Here is a 13403-nt window from a genome sequence, read left to right as displayed (position 1 = left end):
ACCCCTGGCTGTAGTTGCCGGTGATCGTCATGGCGTTGTTCACTTGCAGCGTCGCCGCGCTGTTGGCGACCGTATGGCTGCCGACCTTGACGTTGTCGTTCAGCAGCAGGTTGCCCGAGCCGAACACCACATTCGACGCCGTGTTCGTGATCGTGCCGATCGTCCCGCCGAAACCGGTCAGCGTGCCGAACGTCGAGCCCGACCCGCCGTTGACCACCAGATCGTGCGCCGAGTCGTTCTCGATGTTGCCCGCGATCACGCCCGAGTTAGTCACCGTGCCGAGCGTGCCGTTCGACTTGTTGTAGATCGCGTAGACGCCGCCGGTAATCGTGCCGCTGTTGGCAAGCGTGCCGATCGTGCCGTCGTTGTAGATGGCCGTGCCCCCGGTAATCGTGCCGCTGTTGATCAGCGCGCCAATCGTCCCGGCGTTGGACAGCGCGCTGGTGCGGCTCCCGCGTAAGACCCCGCTGTTGGCAAGCGTGCCGATCGTGCCGGCGTTGTAGATGGCCGTGAGCCCGGTCACAGTGCCGCTGTTGCTCAGCGTGCCGATCGTCCCCCGATTGCTGACGCCCGTGAGACCGCCGGTGATGGCGCCGCTGCTGTTCAGCGTGCCGATCGTGCCGTAGTTGAGGACGCCATGCATGTTTCCGCTGAGCGTGCCGGTGTTCGTCAGCGTGCCGATGGAGCCTGTGTTCCAGACGGCGCCGAACTGCAACGTGCTTCCGCTGACAGGCGAACTCTCGGTGATCGCGCCGCTGTTGCTCAGCGTACTGATCGTGCCGCCGTCGTTGTGGATGCCGGCGCTGGCAACGCCGCTGATCGTGCCGCTGTTGGTCAGCGTGCCGATCGAGCCGCCGCTGTCGATCCAGATCCCCGTGACGGCGCCGCTGATCACGCCGCTGTTGGTGAGCGTGCTGATCGTGCCCGCGTGGTTGTACACGCCATAGGCGAGGCCGCTGATCGCGCCGTGGCTCTCGTTGGTCAACACGGTGATCGTGCCTTCGTTACGGATGGCTTCGAGGCCGCCCTTGATCAAGCCGCTGTTGTCGAGCGTGCCGATCGAGCTGGTGGAGGTGTAGTTGTTGACGCCGTGTGCGTTCCCGCTGATGGTGCCGCTGTTGGTCAGCGTGCCGAGCGCGCCCTGATTCCAGACGCCGCCGCCCATGGCCGCCGAGCTGCCGCTGAGCGTCGAGCTGTCCGAGATGACGCCGCTGTTGCCGATCGAGCCCGTCGCGCCGGTGATGTAGACGCCGGCGACGCCGCCGTGGATCGAGCCGCTGTTGGAGAGCACGCCAAGCGAGCCGCCGACGTAGACGCCGCCGCCGGCAACGCCGGTGATCGCGCCGCTGTTGGAGAGCGTGCCGATCGTGCCCAGGTTGTTGATGCCGGAATAGCCGCCGAGGATCGTGCCGTCATTGCTCAGCTTGCCGATCGTGCCGGCGGAGATGGAGATGCCGTAGCCGCTGCTGGCGGTGTTGCTGATGATGCCGCTGTTGCTCAAGGTGCCGAGCGTCGCGCCGGGGACCGACTGCACGGCGGCGGTGGCAGTCGATACTACGTTAATCGACCCGCTGCTCTGAACCGTCAAATCGCCGAAGGCCCAGACCACCGGGCTGGTCTGAGCGCTGGAGATGGTCTGGGCATGCGCCGCGGCGGGCGCCATTGCCGCCAGCGCGGCCGTCACGGCCAGGCTCACGGCCCTCAGTTTCAAGTCGAACGACGGTCGTTTCCCACCCCTGCTGCGCGCGCGGTCCATTTTCCCCATACCCCTATGCATTTTGGTTTTTAAGAATCGGCACAAGTATAGGGATGCGAACCACGCTCTTCTGTAGCCCAAATGTGCTACATCGGCGACGTGCCGATCGCTCGTAGAATCGCGTTCATATGCAAGCCGATAACATCAACCAGGAACCGTCGGTCATTCACGTCGCGATCGTCGAAGACGACTCCGGCTTTCTCCATGCTTTGGGAGAAGTGCTGCGGACGACGGCCGATATGCGTCTGACCGGCGCCGCCGTGACGCGCGCCGAAGGGCTCGCGCTGCTCGATGGCCCGCCGTCGGACGTGCTGCTGGTCGACCTGGGTTTGCCCGACGGCTCGGGCATCGACGTGATCCAGGCCGCCGCCCGGCAATGGACGGCCTGCAGCATCATGGTCACGACCAATTTCGGGGACGAACAGCACGTCATGCGTTCGATCGAAGCCGGCGCGGCCGGCTATCTGTTGAAGGACAGCTCGCCCGCGCGGATCGTCGACGAGATCCGCAGCGTCGCAACCGGCGGCAGCTCGATCAGCCCGATCATCGCGCGGCAGATACTCGCCCGTCTGCGGCAAGACGGTAAGCCGGACGCAGCGCCTGCGTCCCTGCTATCGGCCCGCGAGATGGAAGTGCTGGACTTGATCACCAAGGGCTTCAAGACCCAGGAAATCGCCACGCTGATGAATCTATCCCCCGTCACCGTGAGGACTCTCGTGCGGCGCATTTACAGCAAGGTCTAAGTCACATCGAAGGCGGAAGCGATTTTTCAAGCTCGAATAGTTAAGAGAATTCTTAAAAAGAATTTAAAAAACTGAGACGCACAATCAATTTTCAAAAGAGGGCTGGCCCTATACTCGGCCCGTCGACGCATCGGGGGATGGCGTCGACACTCACCAGCATAGCCGCCCAACAAATGGGCTTGCCACCGCGCAGCGGCACGGAACCGTGACGGAAACCGCCGTCATCCCTCATCGATCGGGATGACGACGCGTCATCGCACCCACTCCGTTTGCCCGCGAGAATTTGATCATGCATTCCCAGCATGTAGACGACATAAACACCGCGCTCGCTGAACCGGAGACGCGGCTCATCCACGTCGCAATCGTCGAGGACGATGCTCACTTGGCCGATGCCTTGAGTCAGGCCGTGCATGGCGCACCCGACATGCAGTTGACCGGTGTGGCCGGCACCCGCGCCGAAGCGCTCGCGCTGCTGGAGGGTCCACCGTCGGATGTGCTGCTGGTCGACCTGGGGTTGCCCGACGGCTCGGGCATCGATGTGATCCACGCCGCCGCCCGGCAATGGACCGACTGCAACATCATGGTCAGCACCAGTTTCACCGACGAACGGCACGTGATGCGTTCGATCGAAGCTGGCGCGGCCGGCTATCTGTTGAAAGACAGCTCGCCCGCGCGGATCGTCGACGAGATCCGCAGCGTCGCAAACGGCGGCAGTCCGATCAGCCCGATCATCGCGCGGCAGATACTCGCCCGTCTCCAGCAAGGCAGTAAATCGGAAGCCGCGCCTGCGCCCCTGCTGTCCGCACGCGAAAAGGAAGTGCTGAGCTTGATCACCAAGGGCTTCAAGGCGCAGGAAATCGCCACGCTGATGCACCTGTCTCCCTTCACCGTGCGGACTTTCGTACGGCGCATCTACAGCAAGCTCAAGGTCACCTCGAAGGCCGAAGCGATTTATGAAGCCAGGACACTGGGTCTGTTAGCGGATTAGGAAGGGGATGCTGGGGTATGTGCTGTGCCGTTTGCTCGAGATCGAGACCCGCCGAGAGGACTTCTGAATGATCCGTAGTCCTTTACGTATTTTTCCTGTAGGGATTTTCCTATTCTCCATGGCGCTGCTGGTTGCCGTCGGTGTCTGGTACACGGAAGCGGGCCGCACGCAACCGCTCGAGACAGCCGTACATCTCACCGAGGCCGATTGGCAGGTGACCGAAGCGCCGGATTTCAGCGCGCCGCCGCACGTGTTCGACAGCCGCGTCCTGCCGGATGCATGGCGCCGCGTGACGCTTCCCTCAGCCTTGCCTGATGCCGGGCCGCGTCCGAACAACACGAACCTCGCCCTTCACGCCGCCGGCCCCGTACGCGTCACATGGCTCAGATTGTCCATGCGCGGATTGCGCATTGCCCCCGGGCCGTTGGTGCTGTACAGCGCGCGCCTCAAAACCGACGGCACTATTGCGGTGTATGTCGACGGCCGGCTGGTGGATCGGGAGCAGGAACAAGGCCCGCTGTGGAACAGCCTGTTCACGCCGCTATGGATCGTCGTGGACAGCAGCGCCGGCGGCTCGCGGCCGGCCGAGATTCTGATCCGCCTGGAACACACCTCCGACACCGCGGTGGCCCTGTCCTCGTTTTGGCTGGGTCCCGCCGACGCACTGCGCGGCAGCTACTACATGCGCCAGTGGCTGCAGCGCGAGCTGCCGGCGACAGTCGGCGCGGCGTTCCTGGCGATGGGCATTTTTTCGTTGTTCGTGTGGTTCAGGCGCCGCCACGAAACCGGCTATCTGCTGTTTTTCAATCTCGCCGCCACCGCTTTCGTTGCCCATCTGCACTACTACGTCAGCTTGCCGGTCACCAGCGACTGGTTTGCCTGGCTGACGATCAACTCGCTGTTCTGGCTGATCGCGGCCGTGCATTTCTGCCTGCGCCTGCTGCACGGCCGTGCGCTCAAAGGGCTGACCATCGCCGTGGTCGGCATCACCGGTCTGCTCACGGTCTTGACGCTGCCTTTCGTGGCGGTGTTGCCGGTGCTGCCGAGCGTGCCCGTCATCGTTCCGGCGATCTATGCGGTTGCCTTGCTGATGGCCGCGGCAGTCGGCGGGGTGAACCTCTTCACCGCGTGGCGCCGCTCCAGCGAGGCACGGCTGATCGCGGTGGGCGTGGGCCTGTGCGTGCTTCTCGGCCAATCCGACTGGACGCTGTACAACAACGTCGTCAGCCTGGAGGGCTGGTTCCTGGGGGCCTACACCAATGCCGTCACGTTCGGCATGTTCGGTGTCCTGATGTACCGGCGCTACGTCAACGCCATCGAAGAGGTCGAGCAGGCCAACGCCAACCTCGCACGACGCCTGACCGCGCGCGAAGCCGAACTCGAACTCAGCCACCAACAGCTGCGCGAGGCGGAGCGGCGGCAGACCATCAGCGACGAGCGCCAGCGCCTGATGCAGGACATGCACGACGGACTCGGTTCGTCGCTGATCAGCGCGATTCGTTCCGTCGAGCGTGGCGACGCGAGCGACATCAGGGTCTCGCAGATCCTCAAGCATTGCCTCGACGACCTGAAGCTGACCATCGATTCCATGGAGCCGGTCGAAGCCGACCTGCTGCTGTTGCTGGCCACGCTGCGTTTCCGGCTGGAACCCCGGCTGGAAGGAACAGGCATCCGGTTGTCGTGGGAAGTGCGGGAGCTGCCCGCCCTGACCTGGCTCGACCCGTCCAGCGCGCTGCATATCCTGCGCATCGTGCAGGAGAGCATCGCCAACATCCTGCACCACACCCATGCCAGCGAAGTCCGGGTGAGCACGGCAGTCGAGCGGGATGGCGTCCAGGTCGCCGTCGAAGACAACGGACAGGGCTTCGACGTCGTAAGCGTGTTGGGGACTACGGCGGGACGCGGCCTCGCCAACCAGCAGCGCCGCGCGCAGGCCGTCGGCGGCACGGTTTCCTGGCATTCCGGAGCGGCCGGGACGCGCTTCGTTCTCTGGCTGCCGCTCGCGCGCAACGTATGCGAAACGTAAGGTGGAGCGACGATCTTAGGGTAATCTTGCGCAGTTCTGTTCTGCCACCGGATCCCTATTCATGCTCGCGAACGGCATCGCTTACAACCGATTCGATGTTGCCGGACTGCCGCCGTCGCAGCAGCTGCTAGCCTATTGGGAGCAGCTTGGCCATGTTATCGAGGTGGTGCCGTCGCTCGAGCAGATCGGACAGCCCTTTGCCTGCATCAACGACCGTTACGAAATCGGCGAATTCCGTATCAGCGACACCTTTACGGACACTGTCCTATTCGAACGCACCATCGCCCGCATTTCGCGCGACAACGTACGCAGCATCGGCTTTACCATCTTCTTGGACGGTGACGCGCATTCGATAATCACGCACGCCGGGAAGCGCGAGTCCACATTATTCGCGGGCAGCGTACTCGCCACGGACCAAGATCAACCCTCACGCGTGATGCGCCAGGCGTGCCGGTACATTACGCTGGTGGTGCCCCGCTACGTGCTCGAGCACGTGTTCTCGGACCCGGGAGCGATACACGGCCGCGTGCTCGACCCGCGCAAACCTGGCACGAGGCTTATCGTCCAGCGCGCCAGAACGCTTGTCGAGAACTTCCGCTATATGGTGTTCGAGGACGCTCATCGCAGGCTCGCCGGCCTCGTTCAACTGATCGTCGCCGCGTTCGGGGACGAGGCGGGTTTGAGCGGCAATCAGCGGGCCGTCGGCCGCGCGTTGATGTTCGATCATGTGCGACGCTATGTTCGCGCCAACCTGCAGGAATGCGAATTATCGCCTGAGAGCGTCATTGAATCGCTAGGGCTCCCGCGTAGCACGATTTATCGGCTGTTCGAACATGAAGGCGGGCTCGGTGCTTACATCCGCGATCTTCGCTTGCGCACCGCCGCAAACGACCTCGTTCGAAACCCGATCACTCCCATCAAAGACATCGGCTATTCACTCGGCTTCAAAAGCGCCGCCCACTTTACGCGGGCCTTTCAGGGCGCCTATGAGATCACGCCTAAAGAAATGCGTCTGAATCACTACCGGTATCGCCACGCTTAACAGCCAATGCTGTAGCGCGGATCAACCGAACAGGTATCCCGAGCCGCGAATCGTGCGGATCATCGAGCGCTCTCCGGCGACATCGATCTTCTTGCGCAAGCGTCCGACGTGCACGTCGATCCGATTCGTGCCGGGATCGAAGCGGCAGTCCCAGACGGCTTCGAAAATCATCGTGCGCGTCAGGATTTGCCCGGCGTGCGCCATCATGAACTCGAGCACGCGCCACTCGGTGGGCTGCAGATCGAGCTCGTGCTCGCGATACTTGGCTTTGCGCCGCACGAGGTCGAGTTCGAGCGGCCCCTGGCGCAGCTTCGTTTCGGTCTTCCCCGCCCGCAACCGCCGTCGCAGCAGGACTTCCACGCGCGCTGACATCTCTTCCGGCGAGAACGGCATCGGCAGATAGTCGTCGGCGCCCGCACGCAATCCCTGAATGCGTTGATCGACCTCCGACATCGCGCTCATCATCAACACCGGCGTCTCCATGCCGATGCCGCGCATCGTCGCGACGATCGTCAAGCCGTCGAGGTCCGAGAGAGTCCGCTCGAGCATCACCACGTCGTAGTCGCCCCCCATCGCCTTCGTCAGTCCCTCGCGGCCCGTGTGGACGACGTCCACGGTCAAGCCGCTCGCGGTGAGCGTACGCACGACGTCCCGAGCGATCCGTTCGTCGTCTTCGATCGTCAATACCTTTGCCATGTTTGCCCCGTCACGTCACCACCGAAGGACCGTAGGCCCAAGCAGCGCCCCGGCGGCCGTCGGAATCGACATTCCGATCAGATACCAGGTCGCCCAGAACGGCACGCTCATTTCCGGGCATCGCAGACAGTAGGCAAGCGCACCGATCGTACCCGCGACAAGTCCGGCTACCGCGCCTGTCAGCCGAAGCCGCGTCGGCGCGAGAGCGCGCATCGACCACAACGCGGCCGCGAATGCCGGTAACGAGATCAGCGCGATGTTAAAAGAACACGAGCGCCACGTGCGACCCATCAGCAGATGCTCACGCGTGCCGGGGGGCGCGAGCCAGAGCACCAGTAGTGCGGCAAGCCACACGAGCGCCACCGGTGTCGCGAGTCCGGCCCACCAGTTGCCGACGACCCTGCCGGGTCGCCCGAGGCGCACGGCGGCCGCCAACGCCGCAACTGCGAGACATGCCGGCCACGCGAGCTTCGCCCAGAACAGCGGCGCATGCAGGAGAACGGCGATATCGTGCCGCACGCCGTAACCGAAAATCACGATCGCCAGCGCACCCATTGCGCCGACCGTGAGCGCGCCGCCGAAGCGCTTTGCGGCAACATGTCGTTCGACAGGCGCAACGCCTGTTGCGAGCATCGAAATCAGATCATCTGTTTTCATCAGCATGTCCTCCGAATCTTCATGGCCAAAGCTTTGAGCCCGCGATGCACGCCTACTTTCACCGCCGATTCCGATAAGCCGGTCAGGCGCGAGGTTTCCTCGACGGATAACCCTTGTAGCTTGACGTGCACGATCGGCAAACGCTGACGGTCCGGCAGTTGGTCGAGCAGCTTGTGCACATCGCGTCGTGCGTCGGCCGGTTCCGTGTCCGATGCGGCGAAGAGTTCGGCTTCGTCATCAAGGGGTTCCTGCAACGCTTCGCGACGCGATCGTGCGCGCAGATGGTCTGTCAGCTTGTAGCGCGCAATCGCGTTTATCCAGGCAGTCAGCGGTTCGTCCGGACGCCAGGTGTGGCGCCCGTTATGCACGGCCAGCAAGATTTCCTGCACGACGTCTTCGATATCGCACGGCAAATAGTGCAGCCGTTTGCGCAGCAAGGCGCGCAGATGTCCTGTCAGATCCTGCAAAAACGCGCGGTAAGACGCGGCATCACCTTCCAGTGAACGAATCAACAAGGTTCTGAGCCGTTCCTCGACTGGACGCAACGGTCCGGCGTGCGTCTCGTGCGTCACGTTGTTGACACGACGCTGAGTTTCGAATTCGGACGCACGCGCGCGGTCAACTCGCGTAATCGCTCGCGCCCGCGTGAGAGCCGCGACATAACCGTTCCAACCGGTATGCCGAGCACTAGCGCGGCGTCCGCGTAACTCATGTCTTCAAGACCGACCATCAGCACCACTTCGCGCTGTTCTTCCGGAAGCATTTGCAACGCGCTGTCGAGGTCTCGCACTTCGAGACATGAAATCTGATTGCCGCTCACTGCGTACCCGGCGTTCGCGATCCCGTCTTCCTTGAAGGCTGCAGGCGACGTCTGCCGCGAAGCCTGTCTCCGATCGTCGACGAAGACACTGTGCATGATCGTCAACAGCCATCGGCGCGGATTCGTGCCACATCGAAATTGCGTCGCGTCGCGCAGACTTCGCTCCAGCGTGTCCTGCACCAAATCGTCGGCGCACCCACGGTCGCCCACCAGCGCGTGCGCGTAGCGGCGAAGACGGGGTACCTGCTCCACAATGTCGTCCTGAAGTGCCATCGCCTTCCCCTACTTCCGCCCACGGCGGCCGAGCCAGCCGTCGACAGCAAACGGTCCCGATCCGCCAAACATCAGCGCGACAAGACACGCAAAATAAAGCAGATCGGTCTCGTAGCCCGGTGGGCCGAACTGCGCACCGGCTGACGTGACAGCCATCAGCTTGATCGACGCGAACCCGTATTGAAGGTGCACGGTCAGCGTTGCAACCATCAGCACAACGATCATTGGCAGACTGACGAGCGGTACGAATGCACCGGCGAGAATCGCAAGACCGCCAACCAGTTCGACGACGATGGTCGCCCACGCCATGAGGTGCGGCGCCGGCACGCCGAGCGCATGCAAAATCCCGGCAAACGCGTCCGGATGTTTGAGAATTTTTGCGTAGCCGTGCTCCATGAACCCATAGCCGACAATCAGACGCAATGGCAGCGGCGACCATCGCGCAAGGCCCCAGCGGTCTGTCAGCCAGGCGGGATCGGCGAAACGAAACAGGGGGCGGACAGCGTTCATGCGCAAGGACTCCTGATGAATGTTAGAAGAGAACACCGTGCGATGCAGACAGGTTGTGCATCGCGCTCTCTTTGTAATTCGTCGGCGATGGGTGCGCGGTTACAGTGAGGCTGAATATTTTTTCTTGACGCCCGCCCGCGCGAGCTGTTGCCGGTCGCGTGCTGGTAACAGCCGCCTCGGACAGGGCTTACCGGTCCCCAATGTTGCTTTGAGGGGCAGCTTTACGTTACTGGCGGACTGCAGGGCATGCCGCAACTCACGCTGCGCCGAGCATCGATCCGATGAGCACAATCATCAACACCAGGCCGGTAATCGCGCTGAAACGATAGTCGCGTTGATGCAGGAAAACGCCGAGCATCAATACTAGGCGCATGATCGGGAGCAGGATGAAGAGCGCGACCCCTGCAGTCATGATATGGGCGGCAACGACAGCTATTGCGGAGAACCCATCGCGAGCCCAGGGGCCGAGCAGCGCCATCGCGAGTCCTGCTGCGACCGTACTGGCGGCCAGCCACGTGCCGTCGTGTAGAAGCCGGGCCAGCCACCGTTCAAGCGCTGACGCATTCGCTGCCTTGTCGTTCATGCCGAAGCGCCGAAAAGATGAACGCCAAATGCCTCGAGCAGCATCTGCACTGCAAGGACTGCGAGCACGACGACGAAAAGCACACGCAGTTTGTCGCTCGCTACCCGCATGAGGACGCGGGCTCCGAGTATCGCGCCCACAACCGATCCCAGCGCCACGGGCGCAGCAATCGCGGTCACGATTTCGCCGCGCATGAAGTAGGCACCGGCGCTGGCCGCCGCCGTCACTCCAATCATGAAATTCGACGTTGCGGAGGAAACCTTGATTGGCAGACGCAAAGCCGTATCCATTGCCGGAATCTTGAGGACGCCGCTGCCGATGCCAAGTAACGCCGAAATCAGTCCGGCGCCATACATCAAGAACATGCCGAGCCCGACGCGATGCACGCGATATTCGATCTCGCGTCCGAGCGCATGATCCGGGTAGCGAGAATCCAGGTGTAACCCGGCACTCCACGAATTGATGCTCGCGGCGCAGGCACCAGTGGCAGGATCGGAACGCCTCGCAAGCATTTGCTGTGTCGACAGCATCAGGACCACGGCGAAAATGAAATAGAGCACGGGTACTGGAATGAGACCGCTCAACACCACGCCGGATAACGCCCCTAGCGTCGTGGCAGTTTCCAGAACAATCGCAAGCCGGACGTTGGTCAATCGACCGCGAAGAAACGGCGCGGCGCCGCCACAGGAACACGCAATCACCGAAACGATGCTGGCACCCACTGCGACATGAATATCGACGTGACCGAATACGGTCAGGATCGGCACGATGAAAATGCCGCTCGCCATGCCCAACATCCCGCCTAGCGCACTAGCCCCGAACGACACGGCGAACAGCCAGAGTACATAACCGGTGTCCATAGGAGAGCCCACGCCGCGCTACTGGCCGTGCGGCTTGCGCCGGGTAAGGCGGGTCACGAACTGGATCTGATCGCCGCGGTAGTAAAGCTTTTCATAGTCGACGGGACGGCCCCACTCACTGTACGACGTGCGTTCAATGAGAAAAATCGGGCTACCCACCTTGATTTCAAGTGCTCGCGCGACAACCTTATCCGCGGCGACCGCTTCAAGTCTGTACTCTGCCTCCCGTAGCGGCACATCGTACTTCTGTTCAAGCAACGAAAAGATCGGTTCGGATTCCAGATCATTCTCAAGGATCTTTTCGCCGATGTCCTTTGGCAACCATGTCTCGTCGAACGATAGCGGTGTTCCGTCAGCGATGCGTACGCGTTGAATGTGGACCACCGACGCCCCTGCCTCAAGCGAAAGCTTGCGAGCGACAGGATCGCTAGCAATTTCAATTTGCTTGCCGAGCAGCCGCGCTGTTGGATGGCGGCCATGCACGCGCATGTCCTCGACAAAGCCGCTCAGTTCAGTGAGTTCTTGCGTAAGGCGCGGTTGCGATACGAATGTGCCCTTACCGCGGCGGATTTCAATCAATCCCCGGTTGATCAAATTCTGTATGGTCTTCTGAAGGGTTGTCCGACTTATTCCGAAGGTTGCCAGCAAGCTGGCTTCATTGGGCAGTTGCGCTCCCGGCGGGTAAGTCCCGTCGGCAATACTGGCCATCAGGGCGGCTTCCACCTGCGCGTAAAGGGGAAGTTGGCTGTCGCGAGTCGCATTCATATAGACATCATGACGTCATGACGTCTCCGTGTCAAGGCGGGGCAACGCCCTCGCTGAAAAGGTGCGAGGAACCTTAATGTGAAACGCGAAGGTCAAGCGCGACGTTCTGAAGGGTGAAGCCACTCCCGTCGCCCCGCGTGTCCTGGTAGAAACTTACGCTCCAACGTTTCGTCATTGGCTCGATCGTGACGACGTCGTAGCACATCGGCTTGCCCTCGGCGCCGACACTAGATCCACATCCGACGACCGTCACCTCGCCGCCTTGCGTCGGCCGAACCGTCGCCAAGTGCGGGATGTGCTTGTGCCCATGGAGTACCAAGCCAACCTGTCGGCCGACGCACCAATTCACGAAGTCCTCCGATTCCTCGAAGGCGATGAACCGGTCGTCGCCGCCGAACCGGGCGAGGATGCGCTCGTATAGCGCGGTTGGCTGCGAGCCATAATTCACCGGATGGTGATGGACGAGCGCGATATTGAAGTAATCGCGTACCTGCTTTCTGCGATGAATTTCATCATCATGCTTTTCGGCCCGCGAAAGACGCTGGCGCAAACTCACGCGGCCGCGAGCGAGATTTCCAGTCTCGCTCGAATTAAACGACAAGAACACGGTCTGCATATCGTGATCAACGTCGATCGGTGACCAATCAAGGTCGGTGACGTAGTCGGCCTTTCTTCCAAGCCCGCCGATCGCGTTGCCCTTGGTCCGCATGTCGTGGTTGCCCGGAACCACCAGCAAGCGCTTTCTGGTACCGTCTTCGACGTCTCGGCGGAATTCGTCGAACGATGCGCGCAGGTCTTCCGATGGTGTGTCGAACAAATCTCCGGTCACCGCCACTCGATCAATCGAGGGAAGCAAGTCCCTCACATGTCGCTTGAGGTACGACCTACGTTGTGTCGCTTCCGCGAGGCCGATATGAAGGTCGCTGAGATGAAGAATGCGTTTGGAGCGTCGCCGGGACGCCTGGAACGCTATGGCGTCGTGTGTTGCGCTCAGTCCACCCGAAGCCGCGTTCAGCAAGTCATGACGTAGGAAATTGAAGGCGTCCTGCAGAGAAAGCCCGCAGGCGCTGCCGAGCCGCGTCCAAAAGAGGACGCCGGGCGGTGCGATGGGTTGATCCGCGAGGACCCGCAACGCCGGAAAGGGGTCAACGAACTGGGCGAGTCCAGGTTCGTATCGCTGCGAGGGAAGGAGAACCAGTCCGTTCGCGCCCGAACTGAAACCGGCCTCCCTGTAGAAGCGCTGTGTGGAGTCGTCGCGGCAATGGTCGTCGGCGGGAAGGACGAGCGCGTAGAAGTCGTAACCAGTGAAATATGTCCGGAGCGGATCCAGGTACCGCCTCGAATCCACCGGCAACTCATTGGCGGGCTCGCCGAACTGGAAGTTCAGACGATTGAACTGGTCTCGCGCCGCGTCTGCGACTTGCCGGGTCCAGTCGTCCGGAGATCCCTGGGTCGAACTGATGAGATTCTGGCCGTCGGCCAGCGACATCAGAAACTGCCCGATCGTATCCAGGTCCGAACGAGGTGCGGCGAGGCCGGTTTCGTCGGTCAGATACCCCACAAGATTGATATGGCTGAGATCGAATTGCGCGCCCATGCTCCCCACCCCGCTAAGCCAGATCGCTCGACAATTCCCATTTGGGCGACCCATCCGCCTTTGGTCGCCATCAAAATAGCCGGACTC

Annotated in this window: 14 protein-coding genes; 4 read left to right on the top strand and 10 right to left on the bottom strand. The window is 62.0% G+C overall.

What is annotated here, in order from left to right:
• Positions 1-1711 (bottom strand): beta strand repeat-containing protein (locus tag AAHK20_RS32375; RefSeq protein WP_449185597.1); only part of this gene is annotated, 1711 nt, incomplete at its 3' end.
• A 173-nt stretch (positions 1712-1884) separates the two neighbouring features.
• Between AAHK20_RS32375 and AAHK20_RS32370 the strand changes: the two genes are divergently transcribed.
• The 4 genes from AAHK20_RS32370 (at position 1885) to AAHK20_RS32355 (ending at position 6555) form a co-directional block, all read left to right on the top strand.
• The gene (locus tag AAHK20_RS32370; RefSeq protein ID WP_449185596.1) at positions 1885-2499 is read left to right on the top strand and encodes a response regulator; all 615 of its coding nucleotides are present in this window, start codon (positions 1885-1887) and stop codon (positions 2497-2499) included.
• Between the two features lie 289 nt (positions 2500-2788).
• Positions 2789-3487 (top strand): response regulator, encoded by a 699-nt coding sequence (locus tag AAHK20_RS32365; protein WP_449185598.1) that lies wholly within the window; start codon positions 2789-2791, stop codon positions 3485-3487.
• Positions 3488-3554: 67 nt separating this feature from the next.
• Complete coding sequence (locus AAHK20_RS32360) at positions 3555-5513, top strand: sensor histidine kinase (RefSeq protein WP_449185595.1); 1959 nt, start codon at positions 3555-3557, stop codon at positions 5511-5513.
• A 61-nt stretch (positions 5514-5574) separates the two neighbouring features.
• Entirely contained in the window at positions 5575-6555 is a 981-nt protein-coding gene (locus AAHK20_RS32355; RefSeq protein ID WP_449185594.1) for a helix-turn-helix domain-containing protein, read from the top strand.
• 21 nt (positions 6556-6576) lie between these two features.
• Here the strand turns inward: AAHK20_RS32355 and AAHK20_RS32350 are convergent, their stop codons facing one another.
• The 9 genes from AAHK20_RS32350 to AAHK20_RS32310 form a co-directional block, all read right to left on the bottom strand.
• A complete protein-coding gene (locus AAHK20_RS32350) occupies positions 6577-7251 on the bottom strand; it encodes a response regulator transcription factor (RefSeq protein ID WP_449185593.1) in 675 nt (224 codons plus the stop codon).
• 15 nt (positions 7252-7266) lie between these two features.
• Positions 7267-7908 (bottom strand): DUF1109 domain-containing protein, encoded by a 642-nt coding sequence (locus tag AAHK20_RS32345; protein ID WP_449185592.1) that lies wholly within the window; start codon positions 7906-7908, stop codon positions 7267-7269.
• Positions 7908-8480 (bottom strand): sigma-70 family RNA polymerase sigma factor, encoded by a 573-nt coding sequence (locus AAHK20_RS32340; RefSeq protein WP_449185591.1) that lies wholly within the window; start codon positions 8478-8480, stop codon positions 7908-7910. Before AAHK20_RS32340 ends, AAHK20_RS32345 begins: the two co-directional genes overlap by 1 nt.
• A complete protein-coding gene (locus tag AAHK20_RS32335; RefSeq protein ID WP_449185590.1) occupies positions 8477-9001 on the bottom strand; it encodes a sigma-70 family RNA polymerase sigma factor in 525 nt (174 codons plus the stop codon). Before AAHK20_RS32335 ends, AAHK20_RS32340 begins: the two co-directional genes overlap by 4 nt.
• A gap of 9 nt (positions 9002-9010) precedes the next feature.
• Positions 9011-9511 (bottom strand): DoxX family protein, encoded by a 501-nt coding sequence (locus AAHK20_RS32330; RefSeq protein WP_449185589.1) that lies wholly within the window; start codon positions 9509-9511, stop codon positions 9011-9013.
• Positions 9512-9767: 256 nt separating this feature from the next.
• On the bottom strand, positions 9768-10094 hold the full coding sequence (locus AAHK20_RS32325) for a DUF1634 domain-containing protein (protein ID WP_449185588.1): 327 nt from the start codon (positions 10092-10094) through the stop codon (positions 9768-9770).
• Positions 10091-10954, bottom strand: a complete 864-nt coding sequence (locus AAHK20_RS32320; RefSeq protein ID WP_449185587.1) for a sulfite exporter TauE/SafE family protein — start codon at positions 10952-10954, stop codon at positions 10091-10093. The genes AAHK20_RS32325 and AAHK20_RS32320 overlap by 4 nt, the downstream gene beginning before the upstream one ends.
• An 18-nt stretch (positions 10955-10972) precedes the next feature.
• Entirely contained in the window at positions 10973-11719 is a 747-nt protein-coding gene (locus AAHK20_RS32315; protein ID WP_449185586.1) for a GntR family transcriptional regulator, read from the bottom strand.
• A 73-nt stretch (positions 11720-11792) separates the two neighbouring features.
• Positions 11793-13316, bottom strand: coding sequence for a metallophosphoesterase family protein (locus tag AAHK20_RS32310; protein ID WP_449185585.1), 1524 nt, complete (start codon positions 13314-13316; stop codon positions 11793-11795).
• Positions 13317-13403 lie beyond the last annotated feature (87 nt).

The organism is Trinickia camelliae (genome assembly GCF_053525655.1).
The sequence above is the reverse complement of the archived record's forward strand: the minus strand, read 5'-3'. Positions and strand labels throughout refer to the sequence as shown.

Excerpts from the sequence above, each read along its gene's own strand:
- AAHK20_RS32370 (WP_449185596.1), top strand. The coding sequence starts at position 1,885 with ATGCAAGCCGATAACATCAACCAGGAACCGTCGGTCATTCACGTCGCG.
- AAHK20_RS32365 (WP_449185598.1), top strand. The coding sequence starts at position 2,789 with ATGCATTCCCAGCATGTAGACGACATAAACACCGCGCTCGCTGAACCG.
- AAHK20_RS32360 (WP_449185595.1), top strand. The coding sequence starts at position 3,555 with ATGATCCGTAGTCCTTTACGTATTTTTCCTGTAGGGATTTTCCTATTC.
- AAHK20_RS32355 (WP_449185594.1), top strand. The coding sequence starts at position 5,575 with ATGCTCGCGAACGGCATCGCTTACAACCGATTCGATGTTGCCGGACTG.
- AAHK20_RS32350 (WP_449185593.1), bottom strand. The coding sequence starts at position 7,251 with ATGGCAAAGGTATTGACGATCGAAGACGACGAACGGATCGCTCGGGAC.
- AAHK20_RS32345 (WP_449185592.1), bottom strand. The coding sequence starts at position 7,908 with ATGAAAACAGATGATCTGATTTCGATGCTCGCAACAGGCGTTGCGCCT.
- AAHK20_RS32335 (WP_449185590.1), bottom strand. The coding sequence starts at position 9,001 with ATGGCACTTCAGGACGACATTGTGGAGCAGGTACCCCGTCTTCGCCGC.
- AAHK20_RS32330 (WP_449185589.1), bottom strand. The coding sequence starts at position 9,511 with ATGAACGCTGTCCGCCCCCTGTTTCGTTTCGCCGATCCCGCCTGGCTG.
- AAHK20_RS32325 (WP_449185588.1), bottom strand. The coding sequence starts at position 10,094 with ATGAACGACAAGGCAGCGAATGCGTCAGCGCTTGAACGGTGGCTGGCC.
- AAHK20_RS32320 (WP_449185587.1), bottom strand. The coding sequence starts at position 10,954 with ATGGACACCGGTTATGTACTCTGGCTGTTCGCCGTGTCGTTCGGGGCT.
- AAHK20_RS32315 (WP_449185586.1), bottom strand. The coding sequence starts at position 11,719 with ATGAATGCGACTCGCGACAGCCAACTTCCCCTTTACGCGCAGGTGGAA.
- AAHK20_RS32310 (WP_449185585.1), bottom strand. The coding sequence starts at position 13,316 with ATGGGCGCGCAATTCGATCTCAGCCATATCAATCTTGTGGGGTATCTG.